This is a genomic window from Stappia sp., assembly GCF_048261845.1.
Taxonomy (GTDB): domain Bacteria; phylum Pseudomonadota; class Alphaproteobacteria; order Rhizobiales; family Stappiaceae; genus Stappia.
This window is the reverse complement of record NZ_JBLXFR010000001.1, coordinates 109,458-135,116: the sequence shown is the minus strand read 5'-3', so window position 1 is coordinate 135,116 and position 25,659 is coordinate 109,458. Positions and strand designations below refer to the sequence as shown.

Here is a 25,659-nt window from a genome sequence, read left to right as displayed (position 1 = left end):
TCAACGCGATCTCCGTGTGGCGGAACGCTGCGCGGAGATTGAACATATGTTGGTATGTCCATGAATACTATTTTGGATGTCAAGAATCTGTCGATTTTTACTGATGCCCAACCCGGCGGCTCAGAGCCAAACATTCTGGTAAACAGTGTCGATTTTCACGTAAACCCCGGCGAGGTGCTCGGGGTGGTGGGAGAATCTGGTTCGGGAAAGTCATTGAGTTGCCTGGCGCTGCTGGGGTTGATCGACGGTTCATTGAAAACGCGTGGAACCTTGCGGTTCTCCGGCCGTACTTTTTTCCTTGATGATCCGGGGTCACTGCGTGACCTGCGCGGGAAAAAAATAGGCGCCGTGTTTCAGAACCCCCGGGACTGCCTGAACCCGGTAAGGACGATCGGAGCCCATTTCTATGAAGTTCTGCGCAAGCACGGGGTGAAGCGGGCCGAAGACCCTCGGCGGCAGGTTGCGAAAATGCTTGAAGCGGTCGGAGTTGGGGATCCCGCGGGCCGTCTGGCGCAATACCCCCATCAACTTTCCGGTGGGCTGTGTCAGCGAGTAATGATCGCTCTTGCCTTGGTGGCCCGCCCGGAACTCCTCATCGCTGACGAGCCTACAACCGCGCTTGATACAACGGTCCAGGCTCAGGTTCTCGATCTTATAGATGAAATTCGGACACGGGAAGGAATGGGCGTAATTTTCGTCAGTCACGATCTTGGTGTCATCGCGGATATTGCGGATCGGGTTGCCGTCATGAGACGCGGAACAATTGTAGAAACGTCCGAATGTGCCGACCTGTTCCATAGACCGTCGACACCTTACGCGCGCTCCCTGGTAAAATCCTTGCCGCACCCCAATCGACATATTTCACAGGGGAGCGGCGCACATGGGTGAGCAGTCACGAGAGATCGGCCCGCTCCTTGAGGTCAATGAGGCCGGCTTCGACTACATGGTGCGTCCGGGCCTGTTTCAGGCAAGGCAACGCCTGCGAGCTGTTGATGCAGTATCGCTATCCCTGAACTCGTCTGAGACCCTGACTGTGATTGGAGAAAGCGGCAGCGGAAAAACAAGTCTTGGCCAGCTGATGATTGGAGAGCGGTCGCCAAGTGCCGGGGCGGTTACACTTGATGGCGCGCATGTTTCCAGGATTTCATCAAAAAAAAGGGCCCGTCTCGTTCAGCCGGTTGTTCAGAACCCGGGATCGGTTTTTGATCCGCGCTGGTCGATCGGGCGCTCATTGGCAGAGCCGCTGAGGATACATTTCGGGTCCAACTGCGATATCGACGGGAGCGTGCGGGCTATTGTTGAAGAAACGTGTCTCTCTCTTTCCGTCCTGACCCGGTTTCCTCATCAGCTCTCGGGCGGCCAGCTTCAACGGGCTGCAATAGCCCGGGCGCTGCTGTTGCAGCCAAAACTGCTGGTCTGTGACGAAGCCGTCACGGCGTTGGATGCTACCGTTCAGTCGAAGATTATTAATCTCCTGAACGAAGTACAGCGCAATTCCGGTGTATCAATCGTCTTTATCACACATGACATCAATCTTGCGGCGCGTATGGGACACCGCATTGCCGTCATGTATCTTGGAAAGATCGTCGAGCTGGGGCCTGCAGATCAGGTTGGCGGCAGGCGCTCTCACCCCTATACGAGAGCGCTTTTTCGTGCCGCTCCGCGACGTGAAGGACCTCGCCGAAAGCGTGCGACGTTGCAGGGCGAGTTGCCGAACCCGCTTCAACGGCCAAGCGGCTGCGCATTTCATCCAAGATGTCCCTCAGCCGGTCCACTTTGCAGGGAGCACGCCCCGCCCGTTCTTGCGATCGGCGCAGGACACGCCATCAGTTGCCACTATGACTTCTCGGCTTCGGAGCAACCGCAAATGCAGGAGCTGACCGGATGATCACGCTCATTGCCGGTAAACTCCTGCGCACGTTTGTCGCCTTGTTCATAGTTGTCACGCTGACTTTCTGCATTCTGCGCAGCTCGGGCGATCCTGCACTGACTTTCCTGCCGCCGGACGCGACGCCGCAAATGGTCGACGAGTTTCGATCCAAATGGGGGCTGAACAGGTCCCTGGGGCGACAGTATTTGACTTATGTCGGGACAGTGGCGCAGGGCCACTTTGGATACTCGTTCGTTGACGGCCGGCCAGCTATGGAGGTGGTGGCGGAGCGTATTCCCAAGACCATGATTCTACTGGGTTCTTCATTCATCTTTATGATAATTTTAGGTGTTTGGCTCGGGATTCTGAGCTCGCTCAATCATAATACCTGGATAGATCGCGCAATCATGGCGATCTCTGTCATTGGATACAGCATTCCAAATTTTTTTCTAGGTATTATTCTTATCTTGTTTCTGTCCATGCAATTCAAGTTATTGCCAAGTACGGGAAGCCATAGTTGGTGGCATCTGATCATGCCTGTCCTGACCATCGGAACGTCCGGAGCTGCCGTCATCACCCGTTTCGTCCGGGTGGCAATGCTTGATGTTTTGAAGCAGCCCTATATCCGCACGTCCAGGGCCAGAGGGCTGAGCGAGGCTACCGTGATTTTGCGGCACGCTCTTCCGAACGCCGCCATACCGACAGTCACGGTGGTCGGTTTTCTGTTGGGCAGCCTGGTTGCAGGTGCAGTCGTGACCGAAGCCGTTTTTGCGTGGCCGGGAATTGGAAGGCTTACTGTAACGGCGGTATCGACACGTGATCTGGCCGTTGTTCAGACGATCGTTCTCCTGATCGCGTCCACGATGATTTGCGCAAACCTTCTGGTCGATTTTCTCTATGGATGGCTGGATCCAAGGATCCGCGGAACCTCCGGTAGCAGGAGCAAACAGTGACAGCGTGGGGCCTTGGTCGTCTGGACGCAACGGACCGCCGGTCTTCGGGCCGATCCGTCCCCGTTTCGGTGTGGATCGCGGCAGGATGGCTTCTACTACTATTCCTTCTGGGATTGCTTGCGGCAGTTATCACGCCAGAGAATGCCCTGACGAGCGATCTGAGAGCCAGGCTGTTGCCGCCAGTTCTTTTTGGCGGAAACTTTGAGCACGTTCTCGGGACGGATCAACTCGGTCGAGATATGCTTGCGCGAATTCTTCTTTCAATAAAGACAAGTATGCTTGTTGCATTTCTCGGAACCATAATTGGTGCGATAATCGGGACGTCTCTTGGAATGATAGCTGCGGCCTGCCGTGGCATCGTGGATGATTTCATCATGATGCTGGTCGACGTTCAGGCCGCTTTGCCATTCATCATAGTTGCCATGGCTGTCGTGGCATTCTTTGGAGGGAACTTTTGGCTGTTCGTGGCCGTCGTCGGGCTGTTCGGTTGGGAGCGATACGCGAGGATCGCCCGGGGTGTAACTCTCGCGGCTCGGGAAGAGCCGTATGTTGCGGCGGTCAGGCACATTGGGGGCGGTACGTTCCGCATCTATGCCTTGCATATTCTACCGAATGTCAGCAGCGCCCTCATTGTCGCATTTACGTTGAACTTTCCCGAAACCCTCTTGCTCGAGACAACATTGAGCTTTCTGGGGCTCGGTGTTCGGCCTCCCAACACGAGCCTTGGGACCATGCTGGGAGAGGGAAGGGATTATCTGGTGAACGCCTGGTGGATTGCGGTGGTCCCGGGCCTTGTCATCGCGTTTGCAAGCCTGGCGGCTACCGTGATCGGTGACTGGCTGCGTGATGCACTCGATTCAAGATCTTGATTTATGATATGCGCGGGTCTTCACCCGCCGCTCTGATTTCTTCCGGAGAAAACATTTTAACTCGTGAAATACAGACAGATCGCTCGCGGCTACTGCGATTGATGTGAGAAATATGATCGCTATTCCACATAATGCCGGAATTGTGGGCACTGCTCCGAAGATGATGGCGCCCAAAAGAACTGCGCATACGACTTTGAGGAGTTCGTATGGTGCATTGGATGAAATAGTCGATTTCTCATAAGCATAGGCTCCCATGAGAATTGCCAGGAAGTTCGTCGTCGAAACTGCGGCCAATATCGGCCATGTTGAAAACTCCAGCTCTGGAGTTTGAAAAAGCGCGAATGGAAGTATCAGCCAACCGGCGATAGATAGAGATATAATAGTGTTTCGCAAAACGTTGGAAGAACGCCCAACGTAACGAGACGACAACGTCAGTGTGGTCGATGTTGCAACTACGAGTAACATGATGGATATTTCGAATATGGAGTATTCGAATTGAGGGGAGAGTGCCAGAAAAGCGCCTATTATTGTAAATATGCAGGCTATCAGTTGATTTTTCTGAGCCATTTCCGAAAAAACGAATGATCCAGCCAATGATGCAATTAGCGGCCCCAGCATAACCAGGAAGTAAACCGTCGTATAATCTATTCTTCGAACGCCTAGGAAGGTTGCGGCGATTGACGCCAAACATGCGCTGCCACGAATGCAGATTGCACGCTTTTCTCTCAAGGTAATTTTGTCGAAGCTTGATATCGCCAGCATAAGTCCGGGAACCAAGAAAATTGAGAGAGAAATCTCGATAATAAAAATGCTGGAAAAGTTTCCTGGAACAAGCTTTACAAACATTCCATTGAGAGGACTCAATATCGACCATATGCACATCGCCGATATCGCCTTCATCTTGTTCGAGAATACAATCGGTTCCGGGTTCATCGCCTTATACCTTGGTGATCAGGGGTGGTGGTCAGACAGATAACCAACGGCTGAAATGTATCCCGAGGCAGCGCGGGCCATTAGGCCAACTATATTTGAGTGATAGGGGTATTCGATCGTATCATTTCCAGTTGATGCATCGGCCAATCCACTGAATGGATCAATGGCGCCATTTTGAAGCGCCGCTTCGGTGCTTTTTACATCAAGATTTTCTGTGAATGCTCCGTGTGGACACACGGCGAGGGCTGAGATTGCGGCGGCCAGCGCGCTGGCAGCCCAGTTCGCACTGGTTCCAGGTAGAAGGAACTCGAAATCGGTCGATATCGGAGGGTGCTTTGTCGTTTCCGAATGCAGGCTGGCCGTGCCGACCTCATTGGGGTTGTCGAAACATGTTACGCAGGGAATGCCTTCGTCTTTTGCTGCCTTGAAGAGAGCTGTGGTCTGCAAGGCGCCGTGTTCGAAAGGCCTTCCCGATGAAAAATACCCGCGACCGTCCGTCGCAAGCCCCAAGTGCTCGACGGCGATGACTGCGCCCGGATGAACGTTGTTGAGCGCGTCAAGAAGTTCTCTCTCAATATTTCTATCGAAATCAAGCCCAATTATCTTGACAAGAAAAACATCGGTTTGCTTTGTCTGGGGTGGAAACGGGGCATCGTTTTCCAGAACTACGGCGCCTGCCGCTTTGAATGTAGCCGCTACCTGTCGAACCAGTGGATTGGCGGTAACAACAACGCTCAACGTGCCTGAGGACAAATAGGCTGACCGCGCGATCGCGGCTGCACCAACGGGTCCGTCCGGTTCGCCGATGCTGAGATCGATTTCGGGACGAACTGCACAGCCTGTGACGAACAGGAGCGAGTTGTTTTGTTCCAGGCCGGAAATGACCTTTGAGGCAATTGAAGTCGACAGCGGCGCGTTGGAATTCTTGCGACATTCTTTGTAGAATATTGTCGCTCTCCCGGTCATGTTGAGATCAGTTGTCATCAGATTGTCGAGGGTCGTTCCTAGACTGTTTATCAGATCTGCCTTCGATGGGGATAAATTCAAATAATTGAAGTATGACATGGCAAAGTATACCTTTATTGTGGTGTTTTAATTGCTTTAGTTCTGTTTTTAATCTCAGGTGACCGTTAAATCATGGTGTGCCGACTGAACAAATTCCCTGATCCAGAAGTCCACGGCGACCACGTTCCACGCCGCGTGCACGGTCTGCGTGGTGATATGCGAACGGAGTTCATCGCGAACAGCGTTGATCTGCGAATGGGTGAAAGGCAGTTCCGTCTTGACAAGATTGTTTGTCGCCAGGGACAAACGATACAGAAGCCAGTCGCGTAATACTTCATCATAGCGCAGCTGCTGTATGCCTTTTGGGCGATTGGCGATCGAGAGAGGAAGGGTGCGCGCAGCCACGTCTCTCAGTACGATCTTGTTGCGTTGGGCGGATACCTTGCAGCTGTCGGGAAGGCCGAGTGCAAGCGATATCAGGTCAGGGTCTGCATAGGGCATTCTCGCTGACAGCCCGAAGCGGGCCGCGAACATCTCCTGCGCGCTCAAGCGCTCGTCCCTGACCATCAGCGACTTGTGCAGGGCAGCCGAAAGAAGCATTCCGTCTTTGCTGCCGCCGCGGGAGCCCGCATCTCCCCGCTCCCATATCTGCCGGTGTTCGTTCATGCCCGCGAAAAGGGTGTCGGACAGATTGCCGGAAAACATGACGTCTATCTTGCCGAAGGCCGCTTCATGCGCGGCGAGGAGGCAAGGGTATTCATCGTGGCCACCAAGGTTTTCCATCGCTGCAACGGCCTTTGGCATCAGTCTGTCGAAATCGGCTGGTTTCAGGAAGATTTCGGTGTGCTGAAACCCCAGGGTGTCCGCTGTATCGCGGGCACCTTGAATCTCGGGATCATCGTCGCCGTAGCCCACCGTGTAGGACCGTAGCGTCTTGCCGGGAAGTGTCTGCTTGAGCAGACCGCCAATCAGGGCGGAGTCGACCCCGCCGCTCAGCATCAGGCCGGCTTCGGTGGCGTCGCACTCCGTGGACATCCTGTCCACGGAGTTCCGCAGCAGGCCCGCAACGGCCTGAACTGGATCAGCCGGTTTCTCTGTTTTTTCAACTCGTCTGGAGCTGCGGTGATTGCAGATCGCTTGGTCCTGTCGAAAATGACAGACGTGGCCGGCCGGAACCGGGCGGATGGTTTCAAGAAAGGTCCGGCCCGGGGGGGTCCAACCGGTTTTCAGGAACCCGCTCACGGCTTGTGTATCGATTTCCGGCTTGCGAGTTATCGCAAGGATCGCTTTGTACTCGCTTGCGAAAATGATCCGCCCATCGCCTCGGCCGACATGAAGGGGGGCGATGCCCACGGCGTCCCGGTAGAGAATGAGCCTGTCGTGTGCGCCGTCCGCGATCGCAAGCGCAAAATGTCCACTGTGATTGGAGAAATCGAGAGCTCCGGCCTTCTGATAGTGCCGCGCGAAGGCCTCGGCGGTCATTCTCCCGTCGTCACCGAAACAGGTTCCTGCAAGTGCGGCCACCAATGTCGAACCCGAAAAGAAGTCTCCTGGATCGTCGCTTATGCTGGCCACCACGAAAGGCCCTGCCGAGCCACTTTTGATAAGTGCTCCACGATGGCGCATCGTGCGTAGGGCGTCCTCGACTTCTCTCGGGTTGCTCCCGGCCGCACCGAAAATGCCGCTCATGGTCCTTGTCCTTTGTTGGTGCTCAGTTGCGTGGCAGGGTCGCGTGCCGCTCAACCTTCGAACGGGTGCGGTGTCCGATGGAATTCGGGAAAGAGACCAAGTGCCAGGAGGTCCGCCTGAATTGTTCGGACACACTTGTGCGTGTAGTGTGCGTCCGGCGGCAGCATGATGCCGATCATTCTGCCGCTATGGGCCACTTGAACCCCGGCAGCCTTGGCATTTCGGGCGATCATCAGAATGTCCTCGAAATGCGGTTGCGGCAGGTACCGCTGATTGATGATGGCGCTGCGGGTCGATATCTCGCCGAGCAGGCGCAGATCGCGTTTTCCCAGTGCCGTTCTCAAACGGCCCCTCAGGGCATCGAACTCCGCGATTTCATCGCGGCGGTAGCGCGCCGGAGGATATTTCAAGGTGTCCACCGGGTTGTCGGGATCTGCGTTGACACTGATAAGAGAGAAGGGCGGGAGGCTGTTCTTGAAACGCTCGAGAACCTCTCCCTCGCGCTGGCAGACCATCCGCGGCCGCTTCAGGAACATGGTTCCGTCACTTGCCTGTTCGGCCCGTACAGCGATCTTGAACAAGTCGCGCTTCTTCAGGGGAAATTTCAAAAGTCGAGCTGTTGCGTTCAGGCCGGCGATAATGTCCGCCGTGGACGATCCGAGTCCGAAGCCGTAGGGGATATTCGACCTGAGGACAATCTGCAGCCCGGACCCGGTGTAGCCCCGGTCTTTCAGGAGAAGCCGGACGGCGCCAAGCGCCTTGGTCTTGCTGGGTGGCTGAACAGAAATGCTCCCGCAATTTTCCGTAAGCTGCGCAAAAGCCGTTGTGTGCTTGGGCGTGAAGGGCAATGTCACCAGACCGCGATGGAGCCGGCCCGCGGCGTCATGAAAGGTGCCTTGTATGATTTCCCCGTGGTGTGCGATTGCGGTAGCGCTTGCGAACATGTTTCTTCCTCCAGGATCCAGATCAGAGAACTTGTGCGGCAGCCCAGCGTTCTGCGGATTGAAGATCTGACGGCCTGTCGACTTCGAAGGCGGACAGGTCCGCCTCTTCGATAGCGATATTGCTGATGGAAAAATGGTCCGTGAGGAGATCGGCCAGGACGTCTTCGTAGTAACGTTCTGTGAACCCGGCCGCGACTGCCTCGGCCACGCCCTTGAAGAACAGGTTCAGGAGGCTGGCGGAAAAAAGCAGGTAGAGGCTGATGGTTTTTCGGTCGCCGGAGCGGATCTCGGTGACGTCTCGCAGCACCAGCATGCGCCAGCCGCCTTTCTCCGGGCGAAGAACGGTACCGGCCTCGCCCGCTGCCAAAGGCCGTGTCGGTACGAGAATGTCGATGCCCGCGGTGCACATCCAGCTTGGCGGCAATTCGGACAGAAAGACGTCGCAGTCGGAAATGACGACAGGGCGTGTCTGTGCAGGAACTCTTGCGATGGAGGCAATATTGTTCGTTGTCTCGTAGTCCGGGGTTTCCACGTAGCGGACCGTCATTGCTCCCAATTCGGTCCCGATGGCCTGGCGTATCTGTTCGCCTCGGTAGCCGAGCACGACGGTCAACTCCCTGACGCCCGCATTCTCGAGCTGGTTTGCGAGCCGAACAAGCAACGGAGAACCGGCAACGGCTACCAAGGCTTTCGGCTGGTTCCTCGTAAGGATACCAAGGCGCGATCCGAGCCCTGCCGCGGTCACGATGGCGGACCGGACCGGCCCTTGATCGCCCGCCGACCGATGAGCGTGGTCCGGTTCGGACCGCAGCTTGACTCGGGATTTGCAAGGGACGTGGTCGATCATCGGGAAACTCCTTGCGTCAACCGGACTTCGCCTGTCAGCGGCCAAAACCGGCAAGAATCGGGGACAACGCGATTGCAAGGACAACGCTTGCGAGAATTGCGGTGTTGTTCATTTTAGGAAATGGAATGGGAAGAACATGCAGTGCTGCGGTCAAAATGGCGGAAATTCCGAGTAAAATGGGCCGAAAATCTTCCGGGGCGGCCAGGGAAAACCAATAGACACTGCACAGAACCAATGCGTTATGGGGAAGCGGCAGGCCGACAAAAGCCCCGCTGCTGAGACCGTGCACGTCGAAGTAGCTCAAGCGGAGAACACCTGCGGCACACAACAGGAAACCGCCCAACACCGCGACCGGTTCGCCGTTTCCGGCTGTTATCAGGAATACGAGCGGAAATGCGCCGCCCGACAGCAGGTCGGCGTGGGAATCAAGATGTTTGCCGAGTTGCTTTACAGATGCCGTTCGTCCGGGGCGTCTGCGTGCAGCCAATCCATCAAGAGAATCAGCAACATGTGCCCAAAGAGCCAAGACCAGGGCTGCGTTGAACTCCCGTTGGAGCGCGCAGTAGCAAGCGGCCATTGCCGCGAGTGCACCGGCGAATGTGATCAGATTCGGTATATCCTCCAACGCGCCGAGGATAGGGAGGGAACTGCGGAGCCGCATCTCGTTTCGCCTTCGGTCCGGGTGTAAATTGTCATCGAAACGTCATCAATCTGTCATGGAGACTGGGTGGCGGGATGGGGTTTAGTCAACCTGAAATTGAGTTCATAGAGAAATTGAATGCCTAATAACTAATTGGAATACATGCTTATTTTATCTCCTATCGGAGCTATTCACCGGATTGGTGTTTCCATTCATTAAACCAATGATTGCATAATGATCACCTGTGTAAGTTGCCGTCGATATGAAAGCCGGGACAACCTTGCCGCGCCCTACTGGAGATATCGATCCTTGCGGCTCATCTGAGCGAAGGCCTCAGAAAGGCAAAAAAAGCCACATATCGTCACATCGCTGAATCATTCCGTCTTTATGGATTGCCCTATCGATATGACTGGGCCGGGTGGAATGTTGAGACTTACCGCAGCCAGCAGGCAGCAAATGCTTGCAGAACTGATTGACGCCGGAAACGGAATAACAATCAGCACGATCGCCGAAAGCTACGGTGTGTCGACGGAAACGATCCGTCGTGACCTTCATCACCTGGAAAAGTCAGGCCGTATCCATCGGGTGCACGGGGGGGCATTGCCCGCTGGTCGCAGGGCACCTGTTGCCGCGAGAATGCAGGCGTATGGCGACCAAAAACGCCAGATCGCGAAACTGGTGGTCTCCCTGCTCGAGCCGGATCAGTGGATTTTCATGACGAGCGGCAGCACGACGCTGGAGGTCGCGCGCGAGTTGAGCCGCGGGCCGACCCTTTCCGTTCTTACCAACATGCCGATGATCGCTGAAGCCCTTCATGGCCCGGCGAAGCAGAAGGTTGCCCTGACCGGGGGAGATTACTCCTACGAAAACGGTGCGCTGGAGGGGCAGCAGGTCTTGGATGCAATTCAGGAATGCGTTTTCGACACATCGGTAATCGGTGTTTTCGGCCTCGATGTGAATCACGGGATGCTGGAGGCTGAAAAATACTATCAGCGACTCAAGCAGAAAATCGCCGAGCGATCACGAAGAGTTATTTGTGTTGCGGATCAGAGTAAATTCGGCGCCGCAGGCAATTATTGCAGTATACCTTTTGAAAAAATCGGAACTCTCGTCACTGACAAGTCGCCTCCTGATCCGATCGCGAAGAAGCTGGCCGATGCCGGAGTGTTTGTTGTTTTTCCCGGGCACGAACGGGAGGTCGACGAGGCGGGCGCCGAACACCCGGCATTGGAAGAGAGACCCTGTGGCTGAGCGGCACCGCGTTATCGTCGTCGGCATCGACGGGTTGCGTCCGGACATGGTGAATGCAGGCACCATGCCGAACCTCGCGGAGCTCCGGGGCAGGGGTGCATGGTGTGCAAACCACCGGACCGTGTTTCCGAGTGAAACCCGGGGCGCATTGACGGCGCTTTCAACCGGCGCTCCGCCAGCTGCCAACGGGGTTCTGGGAAACCAGTTCTTTGCGCGCGGGAAATCCGCAGAGCCGACGCAGACGCATCTGATGGGGCATTGGCAATCCGCGGAAAGGCAGCTTCATCATGGCATGGTGACGGTGCTTGGCCTTCCGCAAATACTTTCGAACGCGGGCAAGAGGCTGGCGGTGATTACCTCAAGCGGCCAGGGGTCGCTGGCTGCGCTCAACTGGAAGGGGGGCGATTTTGGGCATGTGGGCGCCAATGTGCGGCACCCGCAAATCTCCTTCCCTCGAAAGTTGGCCGCCTCGTTGTCCGCGACACACGGCGTGCCGCTTGATGGATGCCGCGAGTTGTCTATTCAAACGGCGCTGGACGTTTTTACCAGAACCATCTGGCGCGAGTACGATCCTGACGTTGCCATCATCTGGCTGACGGAAGCAGACAGTGCCGCACACCGGTACGGTTTGGGCGACGAGGGGCACTTGGTCGCGATGCGTCAATGCGACAGCGCGCTTGGCCGCCTGATGGAATGGCGCATGGCTCAGCCGGACGCTGGCAACATATCTCTTCTTGTCACCTCCGATCATGGCCATGTGACCATCTCGGGAACCGTATCGGTACGTGACGAACTGAACGATGCGGGGTTCAAGGCCGGTCATCGCTTTGGTGACGGGGTGGACATTCTCGTTTGTCCGGGCAGGGCGGCGGGGCTGTGGTTTGCAAACGACGATCCCGGGCACATGCAGGAAGTGTTCGACTTTGTTTCCGAAAAACCATGGTTTGGCGGAGCCTTCAGTCGGTGTGGGTCTCCGGGAGCCGAACTCGGCACTGTGGAGGGAACGATCTCACTCCGGATGTTGGGTGTCGATCATCCGCGCTCACCGGACCTCTATATCAATCTGGGTGCGGACGGGACCTGCAATACCAACGGTATTGCAGGTTCTGCCTGGTGCGATGTGAGCAATTACGAGATTGCCGTCGGTTGCGGGACGCACGGTGGTTTGCACAGGGACGAACTGTCATGCCTGCTGCTGGCGGAGGGCGAAAGGTTCAAAACCAACGCAACCAACGAGCAATCCACGGGTATTTGCGATGTCGCGCCGACCATTCTTGAACTGTTGGGTGTCGCGGTCCCAACCAGCATGAGCGGACGCGTCATCAACGAGATCATGGCCGACGAAGCCGTTGCCGGACAGCCGGAGCAGGTTCGTGTCAGTGCGACCCGGAACGGCAGGTCTACTTGCCTGGAAGTCTCAAGGTTCGGGTATGCATCCTATTTCACCGAAGGGTGGGCGGAGGCTGCGGCGGTGGATGGCCAAAGGGGTGTCGTGGCTGCCTGAGAGCGAAGATTTCGCGTAGCCGGCTGCGGATGGTGCGGACGGCATGTGTTTGCGAGCAAGTTTTTTGAAGACCTCGCGGGAGGGTGTCGTGAAGTTCAGAAAAGTAATCAATTCCAGCGTGCCGTCGGTCTTGGGCGGCGGTCGGGTGATCGCCATTGCGATGATCTTGGTCACCCAGATGTCAATGCAGGCTCGGGCTGCGGATGACCGGCCACGACTGACGGTCGCTGTCCAGGAGCTTCCGGACAGTCTCGAACCGGTGATGAAGACGCGGACATCCTCCTTCCAGATCGTGCCGAGCATTGCCGACTTCCTGATCCGAACGGACTACCAGGACAATTTCCTGAAAGAGCCGGGCTTGGCGATGCAATGGCGCCGTGTTGACGAGCGCACGCTTGAGGTCGATCTGCGGCCCGGTGTGGTCATGCATGACGGGCGCATTATGACCGCAGAAGATGTCGCCTTCTCTTTCGGACCCAAGCGTGTCAGCTCTGCAGATGCCCCCGCTTATGGTCCAAGCCGCGCCTATTTGAAGACGATAGAGCGCGTCGACGTTGTCGATGAGGACACAGTCCGGTTCATCACCGGCAAGCCGGACCCGGTTCTTGTCTCGCGCCTATCCGCATGGATGTCGCAGATCATCAGCAAGGAAGCCTTTCAGGCTGCAGAAAGCTTTTCGGACTGGGAACGGGCAGTCGTTTCGACGGGACCCTACAAGGTCGAAGCCTTCAAGCCGAAAGAAGAACTGCTGTTGGCAGCTCATGATGCCTATTGGGGCGGTCGGCCGCCCTACAGCGCCATCCGTTATGTCGAAGTCCCGGAGCAATCCGCTCGCATAGCAGGATTGGTGGCCGGAGATTACGACATCATCACGGATATCGATCCGGACCAGATAGCGCTGGTTGAAGGCTATGGCGACCTTGAAGTCGTCGGCGGCAATTCGATCATGACCCGCTCGATCCGCTTCGGAACCAATCATCCGGTTCTCGCCGATCCGCGCATTCGCCAAGCGCTTTCTCTGGCGATCGACCGCAAGGCCATCGTCGACAGCCTGTGGGGCGGCAGGGTTGATCTGACGAACGGATTCCAGTTCCCCTACTACGGCGATCTCTATATCGGGGAGCACAACGGCCCTGCCTACGATCCCGAAAAGGCGAGGAAACTGATCGCCCAGGCCGGATATGGCGGTGAATCCATCCCTTACCTGGTGCTGGAGCACTGGTATCCGGTCGAACTTCCGACCTCCGAAGTGATTGCTGCCATGTGGGAAGCGGTTGGCTTCAACATCGACATGCAGGTTCAGGCGGGTTGGGACACGATCCTGATCGCTGACCCGGCGTTCATTCACAACGGTGCGACACTGATGAACATCCCGGACCCGGTTGGTGGTGTATGGCGGGTGTACGGCAAAGGCAGCAGCGTCGATCTTCGCAATCAGTGGCGGAATGAAGAATTCAACCAGCTTGGAGAACAACTGGAATCCAGCCTCGACCCCGAAGTTCGCAGGGACGTTTTCAAACGCATGCTGGAAATCGTCGATTGGGAAGATATCCCGGCAACCGAACTGCATGTACGCGGTGCCTTCTATGGCAAACGTGCCGGTCTCGCCTGGACTCCGACGCCAGCACCGTTCCTTGACTTTGGGCCGGTCAGATAGAGGCAGCTAGCCGTGCTGGCGAAACGACTTTCGGATGTGCAGTCCGGGAACCAAGCAAGCTTCCGTCGGGATGTGGGCCCGGCGGAAGTCGTCAAGACGCAGCCGTTGCTTCGCCTTTCAGGTTTCGGGGTTGCCTTTCCAACGGCTGACGGCGGCCAAGTTCACGCCGTTGAAGGCGTGTCAATAACAGTCGGCAAAGGCCAGAGCTACGCGTTTGTCGGTGAAAGCGGCAGTGGAAAGACGGCCACATGTCTCGGGTTTGCGAGGTTGCTTGCAAGGGGAAGACACAGACTTTCCGGACAAGCCGTTTTTGACGGCATTGATCTGATCGCTGCCAATAACGGTGCGCTATCCAAAATCCATGGCCGCCGGATTGGAGTGGTTTTTCAAGATGCTGTCGGCAGACTGGACCCATTGAAAACGGTCAGGAGCCATTTCCTGACAACGTTCCGCCACCTCGTCGGCCTTCGGGGCAGAAAAGCTGTCGAGAAAGCTCATGCAAGTCTTGCTGAAGCCGGACTTGGCGATCCGGCTTCGGTTCTGGAGAAGTATCCTCACGAGTTGTCCGGCGGCATGGCACAAAGGGTCATGATTGCTCTTGCTCTCGCCGGCGATCCGGAGTTGATCATCGCTGACGAGCCGACAACCGCGCTCGATCTCGAAAACCGCCTCCGTATTCTCGCGCTTCTGAAGAATTTGACGAAAACGCGCGATGCAGCGCTCATTCTCGTCACGCATGACCTGCAGGCGGCGGCTTATTGCGATCGGATAGCCGTGTTCTATGCCGGCCAGCTTGTCGAAACGGCGGATATTTCCGCGGGTCTCGGCGAGTTGCGTCATCCCTACAGTACCGCGCTCCTGCGCAGTGTTCCGCGCTTGCGCCAGTCAGAACCTCCCAAGCCTATCGGAGGCGTCATGCCGGCGCATGGAGAGCGCGGCGACCTGTGCCGTTTTGCCGCCCGCTGCCAGCACCGGCGGTCCGATTGCATGCTGGAGCCCGTCGTCTTGAGAACCCATGGTGAGGGTAGCCTCAGATGCCACGTTCCGGCCGAAACCTTGCCAGCACTCGCAACCGAATTGCGCTTTTCCCATGCAAGCAAAGTGAAAATCGTGAAAAAGTCCGTCCCGGCCGTCATCGAGCTTCGCGAAATTTGCAAGGCGTATCAGACGAAGCCTTTTCTGGGGCTGATCAAAAGGGGGCCGGCAAGACAGATACTGAGGAACGTCTCTTTCAGTATCGGGGAAGGCGAATGTCTTGCGCTGATCGGGGAAAGCGGTAGCGGAAAATCAACGGTTTGCAACATCGTCCTTGGTCTTTCTGCGCCCACATCAGGATACGTCGAATTCGATTTCGACGGCAGCAACGGGCCGGACCCCATAAAGCGGCGTTTGCCCCGGGCCCAGATGGTATTTCAGGAAGTACATTCTGCATTCGATCCGCGCCTGACGATCGGTCGTCAAATAGCGGAACCGCTGCGCGTAAACGGCATTGGAACAGCAGCGGACAGGCGCGACGCTGCACTCAAGATGCTGCGCAAGGTCCGACTTGAAGACGATCTCATGAATGCGAGGTCCGGTCAGCTGAGCGGCGGCCAACTGCAACGCGCGGCGATTGCCCGCGCGCTCATGCTGAGCCCCAGGCTCCTTGTCTGTGATGAGCCGACTTCTGCTCTCGATGTGTCCGTGCAGGCAGAAATTATTGAATTGTTCAAGGAACTTAAGCAAACGCTCGGGGTTGCGATACTCTTCGTTACTCATGACCTTGCCACAGTCTGGCCGCTTGCGGACCGGGTTGCGGTCATGCTGGCTGGAGAAGTGGTTGAAACCGGACCTCCTGACCATGTTTCCGAGAAGCCGAGGCATCCCTACACACGCCGCCTGATCGAATTGTGCACCGCTTTTGAAAGCGGCCTTCCGGGAGCATGTGATTCAACTGCCGGGACCAACCCGGGCGATCACGGTCAGATGGAGAAGGTGGTATGATGTTCCTTCTTGGGAAAGTCTCCCGCACGGCATTTACCGTTCTCCTGGCTCTGACATTCACCTTCGTCCTGCTTCGCCTTTCCGGCGACCCGGCACTCGCATTGCTGGGTGTAGACGCCACCCCCGAGGCCCTGGAACATTTCCGGACCCGCTACGCCCTTGATCAAGGGATCGTCACCCAGTTCCTGTCCTATCTTTCAAACCTTGCGGCCGGTGACTTCGGGACTTCGCTGCGGGACGGGCGGCCCGTCGAGGAAGTGGTTTTCGAAACAGTTCCCAGGACCATGCAATTGATGGGTGCCGGTTTTTTGCTTGCGCTGGCGGTCGGTGTCCCGGCCGGAATGTACGCTGCCACGCGGCAGGGCACGGTGATGGACCGGCTGATCATCTCGTTCTCGGTAACGGGGTTCTGCATGCCGAATTTCTTTCTGGGGCTGTTGCTGATCCTTGTTTTCACCTTGTGGCTGCGTCTGCTTCCGGCGGGCGGTGCATCCGGACCTGCCCATTTCGTGATGCCTGTCATTACTTTGACGACAGCCTATATGGGGATCGTTGCGCGATACGCGCGCGCATCCATGATAACTGTTCTCGATCGGCCGTTTCTGTTGGCAGCGCGTGCTCGGGGGGCTTCTCCTGCGGCCATCTTGTGGCGACACGCCCTGCCGAATGCGGCCATACCCATCCTTACAGTGTCGGGATTGATCTTCGGTTCTCTTCTGGGTGGCGCTGCCGTCGTCGAAACGGTGTTTTCCTGGCCAGGCATGGGGCGCCTGCTTGTCAATTCGGTCCTATCCAAGGACCTGCCGGTTGTTCAGTGCATCGTCATCCTGCTGGCGCTCGTAATGGTTTTCACCAATCTTTGCATCGACATTGCCTACCGGTTTCTGGATCCGAGAATTGCATCGTCCGAGGCACGCCAGCAGCAGGTGAATGCATGAACTCGCGAGCCATCCGCTCTCGTGGAAAACGCCGGTTCTCCCGCATGCTTGGGAGTGTTCATCTTGCACTTTTCTGGATCACGGCACTGGTTGTTGCCGGAATTTTTGTTCCGATCCTTTTTCCTGACGGCCAAACCGAAATCGATCTGCTTGCAAGGCTGAAACCTCCACTCGGCTTTGGTGGAACAGCGGAACATGTGCTTGGAACCGACCAGCTTGGCAGGGATATTCTTGTGCGGCTGTGTTCCGCTATTCGGGTGAGCCTGCTGTTGGCGCTTTTCGGTACGCTGGCGGGAGCTTGCATCGGCATTTCAGCAGGTTTTGCTGCCGCTCACTTCGGCGGGATCATCGACGACGTCGTGACGACACTCATAGATCTGCAGGCGGCACTGCCTTTTGTTGTCCTGGCGGTCGCAAGCATTGCCTTTCTCGGGGCCAACATGTTGGTCCTGTTGTTGCTGGTCAGCCTGTATGGTTGGGAACGTTATGCCCGGCTTGCCCGGGGGCTTGCGCTTTCGCATATGAACAACCGATATATCAGCGCAGCACGTGCCTATGGCGCGAGCTGGCCGGCAATCTACTGGCGCCATATCTTGCCGAATATCTCTGGCGTCCTCGTGGTGAACGCGACGCTGAACTTTCCCGAGTCGATGCTCCTGGAAACGACGCTCAGTTTCCTGGGTCTGGGTGTCCAGCCGCCGAATGCCAGTCTGGGGTCGATCATGAATGCCGGTCGCGATCACCTGTTCTCCGCATGGTGGATCACGGTCATACCTGGCGTTCTGATCTTTCTCACCACGTTCTCCCTCAGCATCCTCGGAGATGCCTTGAACGGCACGGAGCAGAGCCAGCGCGCGGCGTGAGTATCAATCCGGCAATGTCTGGCCGGGCTGCCGAAGGCCTGCCAAATGGTCCAGGAACTCGTTCACGAGAACCGGGCGTGCAGTGTGTTTGGGCAATACCGCATGCGTGACAAAGGGAATTCTTGGCCGAAAGGGCCGGATGACGATATCCAGTGACTGATGCCTGTCGGCCGCGGTGACCGGATCGATAATCGCTACTCCCACTCGATCCTTCACAAACGAACAGGCTGTCGCCGACGAGCCCGTCTCGACGACAACACGGCGGGCAACTTCCGCTTCCTCGAAAACCCGGTCGATATGATGGCGGAATGCGGTTTCGCGGCCCAGCGAGATAAACCGTTCTCCGGCCAGGTCCCTGGGTTCAATCGCTGACTTGTCTGCAAGAGGGTGGCCTAGCGGTAGAATGCAAACACCTGCAAGCGATTGAAACGGTTGCAGCTCGACATTGGCGTTGACCGCAATATCCGAGGCGAAACCAAGGTCCGCCTGGTGACCGGCAATCCATTCAACGACCCTGCTGCCCGCGCGGGCGTTCAACTCGATGGTGACGTCTGGCCGCTTTGCCAGGAAAGAGGCTACGGCCTGGGGCAAGAAGTCGAGAGCGAGGGCCGGTATCGCAACGATGTGCAGGTGACCGGACTGACCTCTGGCCAGCTGGCGCGCGTGGCGCTCCACGTCGTCCATGGCGGTGAACACGCGGTCAATCTGGCGCAGCAACTGATGGGCCTCCGGTCGTGGAAGCAGCCGCCCGTGGGATCGATCGAACAGCTTCAGGCCCGCATGATACTCCAGATCGGAAATGAGTTTGCTTACTGTCGGCTGTGTTAGCCTGAGCAGTTCGCCCGCGCCCGTGACTGTGCCTGCAAGCATGACTGCCCGAAAGGCCTGAAGCTGCCGCATGTTCATGTTTCACGCCTGTCGGTATTCATATTGTGAATATTCTCGATATTTTTTTGAATTGGAATCTATATGGCGTGTTGATTAAGTTTGTCAAATCCATGACAGAACTGCCGGGGGGATCGATGAAGAGCAGTGCAAACACCATTCCGGCCATAATGCTGATGGTTTCAGCAGGACTGGCTGTCGCCGAGGACGCGCAAGCGGAACAAGTTCTCTATCTTGCTGCTTATGGTGGCTCGACGGAATCTGTTCTTCGGGACATGATCCTTCCGCCGTTCGAGGAGGAACACGGTGTCCGGATCGAATATGTCGCCGGAACATCGACGAATAATCTGGCACGCTTGCAAGCGCAGCGGGACAATCCGGAAATCGATATTGCGATACTTGACGATGGGCCGATGCAACAGGCCGTAGACCTTGGCCTTTGCTCACCCGTGGCCAAGGCTCCGGTGCTGGATGACATTTATGAGCTTGCCAAAAGAAATGGCGGAGGCAACTCGATTGGAGTTGGCATCGTCGCTACTGGAATTGCCTACAACACGGCAGCATTCGAAAAAGAGGGTTGGGAGCCGCCTGCTTCCTGGCTCGATCTCGGCGACAGCAAGTTCCATGGCCGTCTGACCGTACCCGCAATTACCAATACATACGGTCTGCACACGCTCATTTCCATCAATGCAATTCAAGGCGGCGATCTCGAGAACAGCGACCCTGGTTTTGAATTCATTGCCGAAAAAGTGGCGCCGAATGTGCGGTCCTTCGAGACCTCTTCAAGCAAGATCTCCGAACTCTTTCAGACCGGGGAGGTCGAAATCGGGGTTTGGGGTAGCGGCCGGGTCGCATCCCTGGCTGCCACCGGGTTTCCGATCGAGATGGTCTGGCCCAGGGAAGGCGCAATGGCGTTGCTGACGACGATTTGCCCGGTTGCCGGAAGTGATCAGCCGGAGCTGCAGCAACTGCTTCTGCAGCACATCCTGTCTTCCAAATCACAGGAAATTCTCGCCGAATACAAGGGCTGGGGACCAACCAACGGAAAAGTCGAGCTGCGTGAAGCCGTGGCTGCGTCTGTCGCCTACGGACCTGAAGAGGTCGCCCGGCTTGTCACCGTCGACTGGTCGGTTGTCAACCGGCTGCGCTCGGGCTGGACCAAGCGCTGGACGCGTGAGGTTGAGCAGTGAACGGTGCCTGGCATGCCCCTGGCGGACAGCGTGGAGATTTTTGAATGGCCTTTCTGGAGCTACATGGTCTGACCAAGGATTTCGCTGGTGTACCGGCAGTGTCCGAGCTGACCATCATGGTTGAAAAAGGTGAGTTTGTTTCACTCCTGGGGCCGTCCGGTTGTGGCAAGACGACAACTTTGAACATGATCGCCGGGTTCCTTGACCCGTCTGCCGGAAACATCCGTCTGAACAACACATCCTTGAAAGCCGTCAGGCCACGGGAGCGCCGCCTCGGCGTCGTCTTCCAGACCTACGCGCTTTTTCCTCACATGACCGTGGCGGAGAACATCGCCTTCGGGCTTGAGATGCTCAAGGTTCCGCAACCGGACGCACGGCGCCGCGTTGCGGATGTCATCGATCTGGTGCGCCTTGCGGGCATGGCGCACCGCTTCCCCGCGCAATTGTCCGGCGGGCAGCAGCAACGCGTCGCTCTTGCCCGCGCCCTTGTGATCGAGCCGCCGCTGCTGTTGCTCGATGAACCGCTATCCAACCTCGATGCCAAGCTCCGGGACGACATGCAGGGTGAATTGCGCCGCATTCAACGCACGGTCGGCACGACAACGATCATGGTCACGCATGACCAGGCCGAGGCAATGGCGCTGAGCGACCGGATTGCGGTTATGAACCAGGGCAAACTCGAGCAGGCGGGAAGTCCGCAGGAAGTATATGACAAACCGGCATCCGCCTTCGTCTCCGGGTTTCTCGGCAAGACGAACCTTTTGTCAGGAAGGCTCCAGGCAGGAGGCGGCGGGTCTGGGGTGCTTGAAATCGCCGGTCACCACTTCAGGGCTCCGGATGACCAGGCGCTGGTTCAAGGGCCGGTGAAAGTGTCGCTGAGGCCTGAGCACATTCGCATTGGATCCGGCGAAGAGGGGTTTCAGGACAAGGTCGAGGGGCAGGTTCACTCGAGGGTTTTTCTGGGCGACCGATGGATCTACGACGTCAATTGTGCCCTGGGTACCGTTCTGGTTTACAGCCCGAACGGGACTGCGCCCTTCGAAGAGGGCCAGCATGTGACGCTGAGCTGGGATGCCTTGAAAATGCGGGTCGTGGAGGCCTGTCATGCATAAGGCATCACGACCCTACTGGCTAAGTTCGCCCGCGCTCGCATTCTACATCCTGTTCGTGGCAGCGCCGCTCGCAGCGACATTCCTTCTGAGTCTGAACGGGTATCAGGACGGTGTTGGCATCCTGCCGGCCTACGGCCTCGGCAACTACCTCGAAATCCTCTCCGATCCGTATTTTCACACGATATTCGCCCGCACACTTTTCCTGGCTTTGACGGTCACACTCGCGTGCATCCTGATCGGGGTGCCGGAAGCATATATCCTTTACAGGATGCAGCCGCCGTGGCGGGGCCTGTTCCTGATGGTTATCCTGGGTCCGTTGCTGATTGCAGTTGTGGTCAGGACACTTGGCTGGGCGCTGATTTTTGGAGGCAGCGGTCTTCTCAGTCAGGGCTTTCAGGCCCTGGGTTTGACCGACCGGCCCGTTTCCCTGATGTACACAATGACGGGCATGGTGATTGCCCTGGTGCACGTTCTCGTCCCCTTCGTCGTAATCGCCGTGTGGGCTGCACTGCAACGGCTCGACCGCAATATCGAGCTCGCCGGCGAGTCTCTGGGGGCAGGTCCGTTCACGGTTCTCCGGCGTCTGGTATTGCCGCAGGTCATCCCGGGGATCGTCTCTGGTTCGATTATCGTGTTTTCCCTGGCGGCAACTGCCTTTGCAACGCCCGCCATCATAGGCGGACGGCGGCTGAAGGTTGTCGCGACGCTCGTCTATGACGAATTTCTGAACACCTTGAACTGGCCGCTGGGCGCTGCCGTTGCCGTGCTCATGCTGGTGGCAAATGTCGGCCTTGTCGTGACCTACAGCCGGATGATGGAGCGGCGGCGGGACCAGAAACAGAAGGCAATATCACTCGCGTTCAAGGAGAGAGCGGCATGAGGAGAAACGGACCGATCGCCTTGGCGTTTCACACGCTGTTCGTGATGTTCATTGCCGCTCCGCTGGTTGCGGTGGCACTGGTCTCGTTTACCGACAAGGCATACCTGTCGATGCCTTTCGACGGCGCGTCTTTGCGCTGGTATGTGGCGCTGTTGAATGAGCCTGCATTCCTGAGCGCTCTGCAAACCAGTATCGTGCTGGGTGCCATCTCCGCGACGATCGCGATCGTCTTGGCGGTTCCCGCTGCCCTTGCCCTGACGAGAGCGCAGTTCGCGGGAAAAGAGGCAATAAATGCGGCGTTGTTGTCGCCCTTGCTTATTCCGCATGTTGTCCTGGGGGTCGCGTTTCTGCGCTTTTTCTCCGGTCTCGGGCTTTATGGCAACTTCGGTGCACTGGTCGCGGCGCATGTCGTTATCGTTCTGCCCTACGCATTGCGTTTGACGGTCGCCACGTCGTCGGGAATGGATGTGAAGCTGGAGCAAGCGGCAGCGTCTCTTGGTGCGCGTCCCTGGGTGATTTTCCGGCGCGTGACCTTGCCCGTCATCCTGCCCGGTGTCGTCAGCGGCTGGATCCTCGCGTTCCTGCAGAGCTTCGACGAACTGACCATGACCGCTTTTCTATCGTCGCCATCGACGGTGACGTTGCCGGTGCGCCTCTATCTGCACATTGAGGAAACGATTGATCCGCTGGTGGCCTCGGTTTCCACCGTCCTGATCGTCGGTGCTTTGGCTCTGATGGCGGTGCTTGACCGCATCTATGGCCTTGACAACATCTTCATTGGGAAACGTTGAGATGGAGACGGTTTGGCAGGTCGCCTCTCCAGAGCCCGGCGAGGTCGGCGACACGGTTGTTGTCGAGATCGACGGAAAGCCGGTGGAGACACGCCGCGGAACGCGGATTGCAGCGGTTCTCCTGGCGCAGGGAGCAACGGCATTCCGCCACTCTCCCGTCAGCGGCAAGCCACGGTCCGCATTCTGCATGATGGGTGTGTGTTTCGAATGTCTCGTGGAAATCGATGGCTGTCCGAACCGACAGGCCTGCCTGGAGTATGCAGAAGACAGCATGCAGATCCGACGACAGTTATGCCTGCCTGGAGGATCGTATGAAGCCTAGGATATACGACATCACCATCGTGGGCGCCGGACCTGCAGGTATGTCTGCCGCTGCCGAAGCCGCGGCGTTGGGTCTTTCCGTAGTCATCCTTGATGAGCAGTCCGGTCCCGGAGGGCAGGTCTACAACTCCCTGGAGAACAGCCCGTTGCAACCGGGTGCCAAAAATGGCGCTCATTTCGAAAAGGGGGTCTTGCTTGCAGACGCACTTGGGAAAAGCGGGGTCGAATATGTGAGGGGTGCGGCTGTCTGGTTGATCGAGCAGGCCGGCGACGTGTGGCAAGTTGCGTACTCTTGCGGAAAAACGTCGGCGAGGGTGGAGTCGTCTTCACTTGTTCTGGCAACCGGCTCGTATGAGCGGCCCTTCCCAATCCCCGGCTGGGATCTGCCCAATGTCATGACGGCCGGTGCGGCCCAGTTGCTTCTCAAGTCATCGGGCATCGCAAAATCAGGAGCCATCTTCGCAGGAAGCGGTCCGCTCCTTTACCTGTCGGCGCTGCAATACATGCGCCTTGGGGTCCCGGTACGGGCGTTGCTCGATACAGCCGGTTTTGACGATTATCGGCGATCGCTCCGATATCTGGCCGGTGCGCTGCCGAAATTGCGAACATTGCTGGATGGCGCGCGCATGCTGTGGGAAATCCGGAACAGTGCCTGCAGCTACATCCCGGGTGTCAGCGGTTTGCGGGCCGAGGGTGCGGACAAACTGGAAGCGGTCGTTTTTGAAGCGGGAGGCAAATCCTTCCGGATGGAGGGCGCGGAGGCCTTGTTCCTTCATCATGGTGTCATTCCGAATGTCCAGCTGGCTCTGTCTGCCGGATGTGCGCACTATTGGGATGAGGACACGCTTGCCTGGTGTATTGCCTGCGACCAATACGGGCGAACGTCGCAGAAGGGCCTTCTTGTTGCCGGCGATGCTGCCGGAATTCTTGGCGCCGAGGCGGCACCGTTGCGTGCCAAACTCAGCGTAAGGGCAATTGCCGAGGATTTGGGAAAACTCGGCAAGAACCATCTGGTGCCGGGAAACCGGACCCTGGCCAGGGCACTATGCAAAGAACACGGTGTTCGGCGGTTTCTCGACAAGCTTTACCGTCCGCCTTCCTGGGTTCGAAGTCCCGACGATGGAACTCTTGTTTGCCGCTGCGAAGAGGTTACCGCCGGTGCGATCAGAACCTGCGCCCGGTCGGATCATGGAGATCCCAATCAACTGAAAAGCCTGTTGCGTTGCGGGATGGGACCCTGCCAGGGCCGAATGTGCGCGACCGTGATTTCCGAGATTGTGGCGGCCGCAAAGTCGGCAAGCCCTGCGGCCGTCGGGCGGTTCAGACCGAGGCCGCCGATAAAACCGGTCAGTCTTGAGGACCTTGCAACGCTGAGATCCGAAGACGAGGCGATAGTGGACGCATGAATATCAAGAGTGACGTGGTCGTTGTTGGCGGGGGGGTGCATGGGTGTTCGGTTGCACTCCATCTGCAACGCCGGGGTTTCAAGACCTGCGTGATTGAAAAGGATTATGCTGGCAGGCATGCGTCCGGTGTCAATGCGGGAGGGGTACGCACGCTGGGCAGGCACGTCGCGGAACTGCCACTGGCGATCAAGGCCAAGGAACTTTGGCGGGACATGGAGAATTTCATCGGGGACGACTGCGGTTTCCGGCCTGTTGGCCAGGTCCGGATCGCGGAAACCGATGCAGAGCTCGACTTGCTGCGCAAGCGCAGCAGCCAGGTCGCGGCACTTGGGTTGCCGCATGCCGAGACTGTCATAGGTGCCGAAGAAGTCAGGGACCTTCTGCCGGAGGTGAGCCCCGCCTGTATCGGGGGGCTTTTTGTTTCAGGGGACGGGTATGCGAACCCGTTCCGTACGACGAATGCCATGAAGCACAGGGCGGCAGAACTCGGGGCAAACTTCACCGAAGGTGTCGAGATCGTCTCTGTGGAACGGAGCAACTCGGTCTGGGTTCTTGAAGCCAGAGACGGAACGTCCTTTGAGGCCCCGGTCCTCGTCAACTGCGCAGGCGCCTGGGGCGACCGGGTAGCTGCTATCGCCGGTGATCAGGTGCCGCTCTCGGCCAATGGGTCGATGATGATGATCACGAGCCGTATCCCTGCTCTTATCGGACCGGTCGTTGGCGCGGCAGGCAGGGCCTTGTCACTGAAACAATTCGAAAACGGGACAGTGCTCATAGGCGGCGGACATCGTGCCCCCGTCAACAGGGACAAGAACGAGACGACTCTGGATGTAAGCAAACTTGCGGAAGCGGCCAGCACCGTTGTTGAATTGTTTCCTGTCTTTCGCCAGGTTCAAGTTGTCCGTTTCTGGTCGGGTATAGAAGGATTTACGCCTGACAAATTGCCCGTCATCGGTGCCAGCTGCAATGCACCGGACTGTTTTCACGCTTTTGGCTTTTCGGCGCATGGGTTCCAACTTGGTCCGATCGTCGGACAGGTTGTTGCCGATCTCATAGAAAACGGCAGGACAGACTTGCCGATCGAGGCCTTCAGCCCCTACCGCTTTCAACACCGGGTGGCGGCTTGAC

24 protein-coding genes are annotated in these 25,659 nt (G+C 57.4%); 17 read left to right on the top strand and 7 right to left on the bottom strand.

The annotated features are described in order from the left end of the window. Nucleotides 1-60: 60 nt before the first annotated feature. The 4 genes from ACN0T5_RS00655 to ACN0T5_RS00640 are packed head-to-tail and all read left to right on the top strand — an operon-like array spanning nt 61 to nt 3,692. A complete protein-coding gene (locus ACN0T5_RS00655) occupies nt 61-888 on the top strand; it encodes an ABC transporter ATP-binding protein (RefSeq protein WP_417766682.1) in 828 nt (275 codons plus the stop codon). Continuing rightward, a complete protein-coding gene (locus ACN0T5_RS00650) occupies nt 881-1,888 on the top strand; it encodes an ABC transporter ATP-binding protein (RefSeq protein ID WP_417766681.1) in 1,008 nt (335 codons plus the stop codon). The genes ACN0T5_RS00655 and ACN0T5_RS00650 overlap by 8 nt, the downstream gene beginning before the upstream one ends. Beyond that, complete coding sequence (locus tag ACN0T5_RS00645; protein WP_417766680.1) at nt 1,885-2,823, top strand: ABC transporter permease; 939 nt, start codon at nt 1,885-1,887, stop codon at nt 2,821-2,823. The genes ACN0T5_RS00650 and ACN0T5_RS00645 overlap by 4 nt, the downstream gene beginning before the upstream one ends. Beyond that, nucleotides 2,820-3,692, top strand: coding sequence for an ABC transporter permease (locus tag ACN0T5_RS00640; protein WP_417766679.1), 873 nt, complete (start codon nt 2,820-2,822; stop codon nt 3,690-3,692). Before ACN0T5_RS00645 ends, ACN0T5_RS00640 begins: the two co-directional genes overlap by 4 nt. Here ACN0T5_RS00640 and ACN0T5_RS00635 read toward each other — a convergent pair. The 6 genes from ACN0T5_RS00635 to ACN0T5_RS00610 are packed head-to-tail and all read right to left on the bottom strand — an operon-like array spanning nt 3,681 to nt 9,771. Then, nucleotides 3,681-4,625 carry a DMT family transporter gene (locus ACN0T5_RS00635; protein WP_417766678.1) on the bottom strand — a complete coding sequence of 315 codons (945 nt, stop codon included), beginning with the start codon at nt 4,623-4,625 and terminating at the stop codon, nt 3,681-3,683. The genes ACN0T5_RS00640 and ACN0T5_RS00635 overlap by 12 nt on opposite strands. A gap of 18 nt (nt 4,626-4,643) precedes the next feature. Next, entirely contained in the window at nt 4,644-5,690 is a 1,047-nt protein-coding gene (locus tag ACN0T5_RS00630) for a glutamate cyclase domain-containing protein (RefSeq protein ID WP_417766677.1), read from the bottom strand. Between the two features lie 54 nt (nt 5,691-5,744). Then, complete coding sequence (locus tag ACN0T5_RS00625; protein ID WP_417766676.1) at nt 5,745-7,319, bottom strand: asparagine synthetase B family protein; 1,575 nt, start codon at nt 7,317-7,319, stop codon at nt 5,745-5,747. 50 nt (nt 7,320-7,369) lie between these two features. Continuing rightward, nucleotides 7,370-8,263: a GHMP kinase gene (locus ACN0T5_RS00620; protein WP_417766675.1), complete on the bottom strand. Its 894-nt coding sequence runs from the start codon at nt 8,261-8,263 to the stop codon at nt 7,370-7,372. A gap of 22 nt (nt 8,264-8,285) precedes the next feature. Continuing rightward, nucleotides 8,286-9,110: an NTP transferase domain-containing protein gene (locus ACN0T5_RS00615; RefSeq protein WP_417766674.1), complete on the bottom strand. Its 825-nt coding sequence runs from the start codon at nt 9,108-9,110 to the stop codon at nt 8,286-8,288. 34 nt (nt 9,111-9,144) lie between these two features. Next, nucleotides 9,145-9,771 (bottom strand): CDP-alcohol phosphatidyltransferase family protein, encoded by a 627-nt coding sequence (locus ACN0T5_RS00610; protein ID WP_417766673.1) that lies wholly within the window; start codon nt 9,769-9,771, stop codon nt 9,145-9,147. A gap of 435 nt (nt 9,772-10,206) precedes the next feature. On the opposite strand from ACN0T5_RS00610, the gene ACN0T5_RS00605 reads away from it, so the two are divergent. The 6 genes from ACN0T5_RS00605 to ACN0T5_RS00580 all read left to right on the top strand — a co-directional run bounded on the left by ACN0T5_RS00605 (nt 10,207) and on the right by ACN0T5_RS00580 (nt 17,946). Continuing rightward, on the top strand, nt 10,207-11,001 hold the full coding sequence (locus tag ACN0T5_RS00605; protein ID WP_417766672.1) for a DeoR/GlpR family DNA-binding transcription regulator: 795 nt from the start codon (nt 10,207-10,209) through the stop codon (nt 10,999-11,001). Then, entirely contained in the window at nt 10,994-12,505 is a 1,512-nt protein-coding gene (locus tag ACN0T5_RS00600; protein WP_417766671.1) for an alkaline phosphatase family protein, read from the top strand. Before ACN0T5_RS00605 ends, ACN0T5_RS00600 begins: the two co-directional genes overlap by 8 nt. An 88-nt stretch (nt 12,506-12,593) precedes the next feature. Further along, on the top strand, nt 12,594-14,162 hold the full coding sequence (locus ACN0T5_RS00595) for an ABC transporter substrate-binding protein (RefSeq protein WP_417766670.1): 1,569 nt from the start codon (nt 12,594-12,596) through the stop codon (nt 14,160-14,162). 12 nt (nt 14,163-14,174) lie between these two features. Further along, complete coding sequence (locus ACN0T5_RS00590; RefSeq protein WP_417766669.1) at nt 14,175-16,145, top strand: oligopeptide/dipeptide ABC transporter ATP-binding protein; 1,971 nt, start codon at nt 14,175-14,177, stop codon at nt 16,143-16,145. Continuing rightward, complete coding sequence (locus tag ACN0T5_RS00585; protein ID WP_417766668.1) at nt 16,142-17,083, top strand: ABC transporter permease; 942 nt, start codon at nt 16,142-16,144, stop codon at nt 17,081-17,083. The genes ACN0T5_RS00590 and ACN0T5_RS00585 overlap by 4 nt, the downstream gene beginning before the upstream one ends. Further along, nucleotides 17,080-17,946, top strand: a complete 867-nt coding sequence (locus ACN0T5_RS00580) for an ABC transporter permease (RefSeq protein ID WP_417766667.1) — start codon at nt 17,080-17,082, stop codon at nt 17,944-17,946. The genes ACN0T5_RS00585 and ACN0T5_RS00580 overlap by 4 nt, the downstream gene beginning before the upstream one ends. Nucleotides 17,947-17,949: 3 nt before the next feature. Here ACN0T5_RS00580 and ACN0T5_RS00575 read toward each other — a convergent pair whose 3' ends face one another. Continuing rightward, nucleotides 17,950-18,852, bottom strand: coding sequence for a LysR substrate-binding domain-containing protein (locus ACN0T5_RS00575; protein WP_417766666.1), 903 nt, complete (start codon nt 18,850-18,852; stop codon nt 17,950-17,952). 26 nt (nt 18,853-18,878) lie between these two features. On the opposite strand from ACN0T5_RS00575, the gene ACN0T5_RS00570 reads away from it, so the two are divergent. The 7 genes from ACN0T5_RS00570 to ACN0T5_RS00540 are packed head-to-tail and all read left to right on the top strand — an operon-like array spanning nt 18,879 to nt 25,658. After that, nucleotides 18,879-20,021 carry an ABC transporter substrate-binding protein gene (locus ACN0T5_RS00570; RefSeq protein WP_417766665.1) on the top strand — a complete coding sequence of 381 codons (1,143 nt, stop codon included), beginning with the start codon at nt 18,879-18,881 and terminating at the stop codon, nt 20,019-20,021. Between the two features lie 44 nt (nt 20,022-20,065). After that, nucleotides 20,066-21,133 (top strand): ABC transporter ATP-binding protein, encoded by a 1,068-nt coding sequence (locus tag ACN0T5_RS00565; RefSeq protein WP_417766664.1) that lies wholly within the window; start codon nt 20,066-20,068, stop codon nt 21,131-21,133. Next, a complete protein-coding gene (locus ACN0T5_RS00560; protein ID WP_417766663.1) occupies nt 21,126-22,013 on the top strand; it encodes an ABC transporter permease in 888 nt (295 codons plus the stop codon). Before ACN0T5_RS00565 ends, ACN0T5_RS00560 begins: the two co-directional genes overlap by 8 nt. Next, nucleotides 22,010-22,804: an ABC transporter permease gene (locus ACN0T5_RS00555; protein WP_417766662.1), complete on the top strand. Its 795-nt coding sequence runs from the start codon at nt 22,010-22,012 to the stop codon at nt 22,802-22,804. The genes ACN0T5_RS00560 and ACN0T5_RS00555 overlap by 4 nt, the downstream gene beginning before the upstream one ends. Then, a complete protein-coding gene (locus ACN0T5_RS00550; protein ID WP_417766661.1) occupies nt 22,770-23,126 on the top strand; it encodes a (2Fe-2S)-binding protein in 357 nt (118 codons plus the stop codon). Before ACN0T5_RS00555 ends, ACN0T5_RS00550 begins: the two co-directional genes overlap by 35 nt. Next, nucleotides 23,029-24,531: an FAD-dependent oxidoreductase gene (locus tag ACN0T5_RS00545; RefSeq protein ID WP_417766660.1), complete on the top strand. Its 1,503-nt coding sequence runs from the start codon at nt 23,029-23,031 to the stop codon at nt 24,529-24,531. The genes ACN0T5_RS00550 and ACN0T5_RS00545 overlap by 98 nt, the downstream gene beginning before the upstream one ends. Continuing rightward, on the top strand, nt 24,528-25,658 hold the full coding sequence (locus ACN0T5_RS00540) for an NAD(P)/FAD-dependent oxidoreductase (RefSeq protein ID WP_417766659.1): 1,131 nt from the start codon (nt 24,528-24,530) through the stop codon (nt 25,656-25,658). The genes ACN0T5_RS00545 and ACN0T5_RS00540 overlap by 4 nt, the downstream gene beginning before the upstream one ends. Nucleotide 25,659 lies beyond the last annotated feature (1 nt).

What these genes read in the sequence shown, in the direction of transcription:
- ACN0T5_RS00655 (WP_417766682.1), top strand. Translation starts at nt 61, where the DNA reads ATGAATACTATTTTGGATGTCAAGAATCTGTCGATTTTTACTGATGCC.
- ACN0T5_RS00650 (WP_417766681.1), top strand. Translation starts at nt 881, where the DNA reads ATGGGTGAGCAGTCACGAGAGATCGGCCCGCTCCTTGAGGTCAATGAG.
- ACN0T5_RS00645 (WP_417766680.1), top strand. Translation starts at nt 1,885, where the DNA reads ATGATCACGCTCATTGCCGGTAAACTCCTGCGCACGTTTGTCGCCTTG.
- ACN0T5_RS00635 (WP_417766678.1), bottom strand. Translation starts at nt 4,625, where the DNA reads ATGAACCCGGAACCGATTGTATTCTCGAACAAGATGAAGGCGATATCG.
- ACN0T5_RS00630 (WP_417766677.1), bottom strand. Translation starts at nt 5,690, where the DNA reads ATGTCATACTTCAATTATTTGAATTTATCCCCATCGAAGGCAGATCTG.
- ACN0T5_RS00625 (WP_417766676.1), bottom strand. Translation starts at nt 7,319, where the DNA reads ATGAGCGGCATTTTCGGTGCGGCCGGGAGCAACCCGAGAGAAGTCGAG.
- ACN0T5_RS00620 (WP_417766675.1), bottom strand. Translation starts at nt 8,263, where the DNA reads ATGTTCGCAAGCGCTACCGCAATCGCACACCACGGGGAAATCATACAA.
- ACN0T5_RS00615 (WP_417766674.1), bottom strand. Translation starts at nt 9,110, where the DNA reads ATGATCGACCACGTCCCTTGCAAATCCCGAGTCAAGCTGCGGTCCGAA.
- ACN0T5_RS00610 (WP_417766673.1), bottom strand. Translation starts at nt 9,771, where the DNA reads ATGCGGCTCCGCAGTTCCCTCCCTATCCTCGGCGCGTTGGAGGATATA.
- ACN0T5_RS00605 (WP_417766672.1), top strand. Translation starts at nt 10,207, where the DNA reads ATGCTTGCAGAACTGATTGACGCCGGAAACGGAATAACAATCAGCACG.
- ACN0T5_RS00585 (WP_417766668.1), top strand. Translation starts at nt 16,142, where the DNA reads ATGATGTTCCTTCTTGGGAAAGTCTCCCGCACGGCATTTACCGTTCTC.
- ACN0T5_RS00580 (WP_417766667.1), top strand. Translation starts at nt 17,080, where the DNA reads ATGAACTCGCGAGCCATCCGCTCTCGTGGAAAACGCCGGTTCTCCCGC.
- ACN0T5_RS00575 (WP_417766666.1), bottom strand. Translation starts at nt 18,852, where the DNA reads ATGAACATGCGGCAGCTTCAGGCCTTTCGGGCAGTCATGCTTGCAGGC.
- ACN0T5_RS00565 (WP_417766664.1), top strand. Translation starts at nt 20,066, where the DNA reads ATGGCCTTTCTGGAGCTACATGGTCTGACCAAGGATTTCGCTGGTGTA.
- ACN0T5_RS00560 (WP_417766663.1), top strand. Translation starts at nt 21,126, where the DNA reads ATGCATAAGGCATCACGACCCTACTGGCTAAGTTCGCCCGCGCTCGCA.
- ACN0T5_RS00555 (WP_417766662.1), top strand. Translation starts at nt 22,010, where the DNA reads ATGAGGAGAAACGGACCGATCGCCTTGGCGTTTCACACGCTGTTCGTG.
- ACN0T5_RS00550 (WP_417766661.1), top strand. Translation starts at nt 22,770, where the DNA reads ATGGCCTTGACAACATCTTCATTGGGAAACGTTGAGATGGAGACGGTT.
- ACN0T5_RS00545 (WP_417766660.1), top strand. Translation starts at nt 23,029, where the DNA reads ATGGCTGTCCGAACCGACAGGCCTGCCTGGAGTATGCAGAAGACAGCA.
- ACN0T5_RS00540 (WP_417766659.1), top strand. Translation starts at nt 24,528, where the DNA reads ATGAATATCAAGAGTGACGTGGTCGTTGTTGGCGGGGGGGTGCATGGG.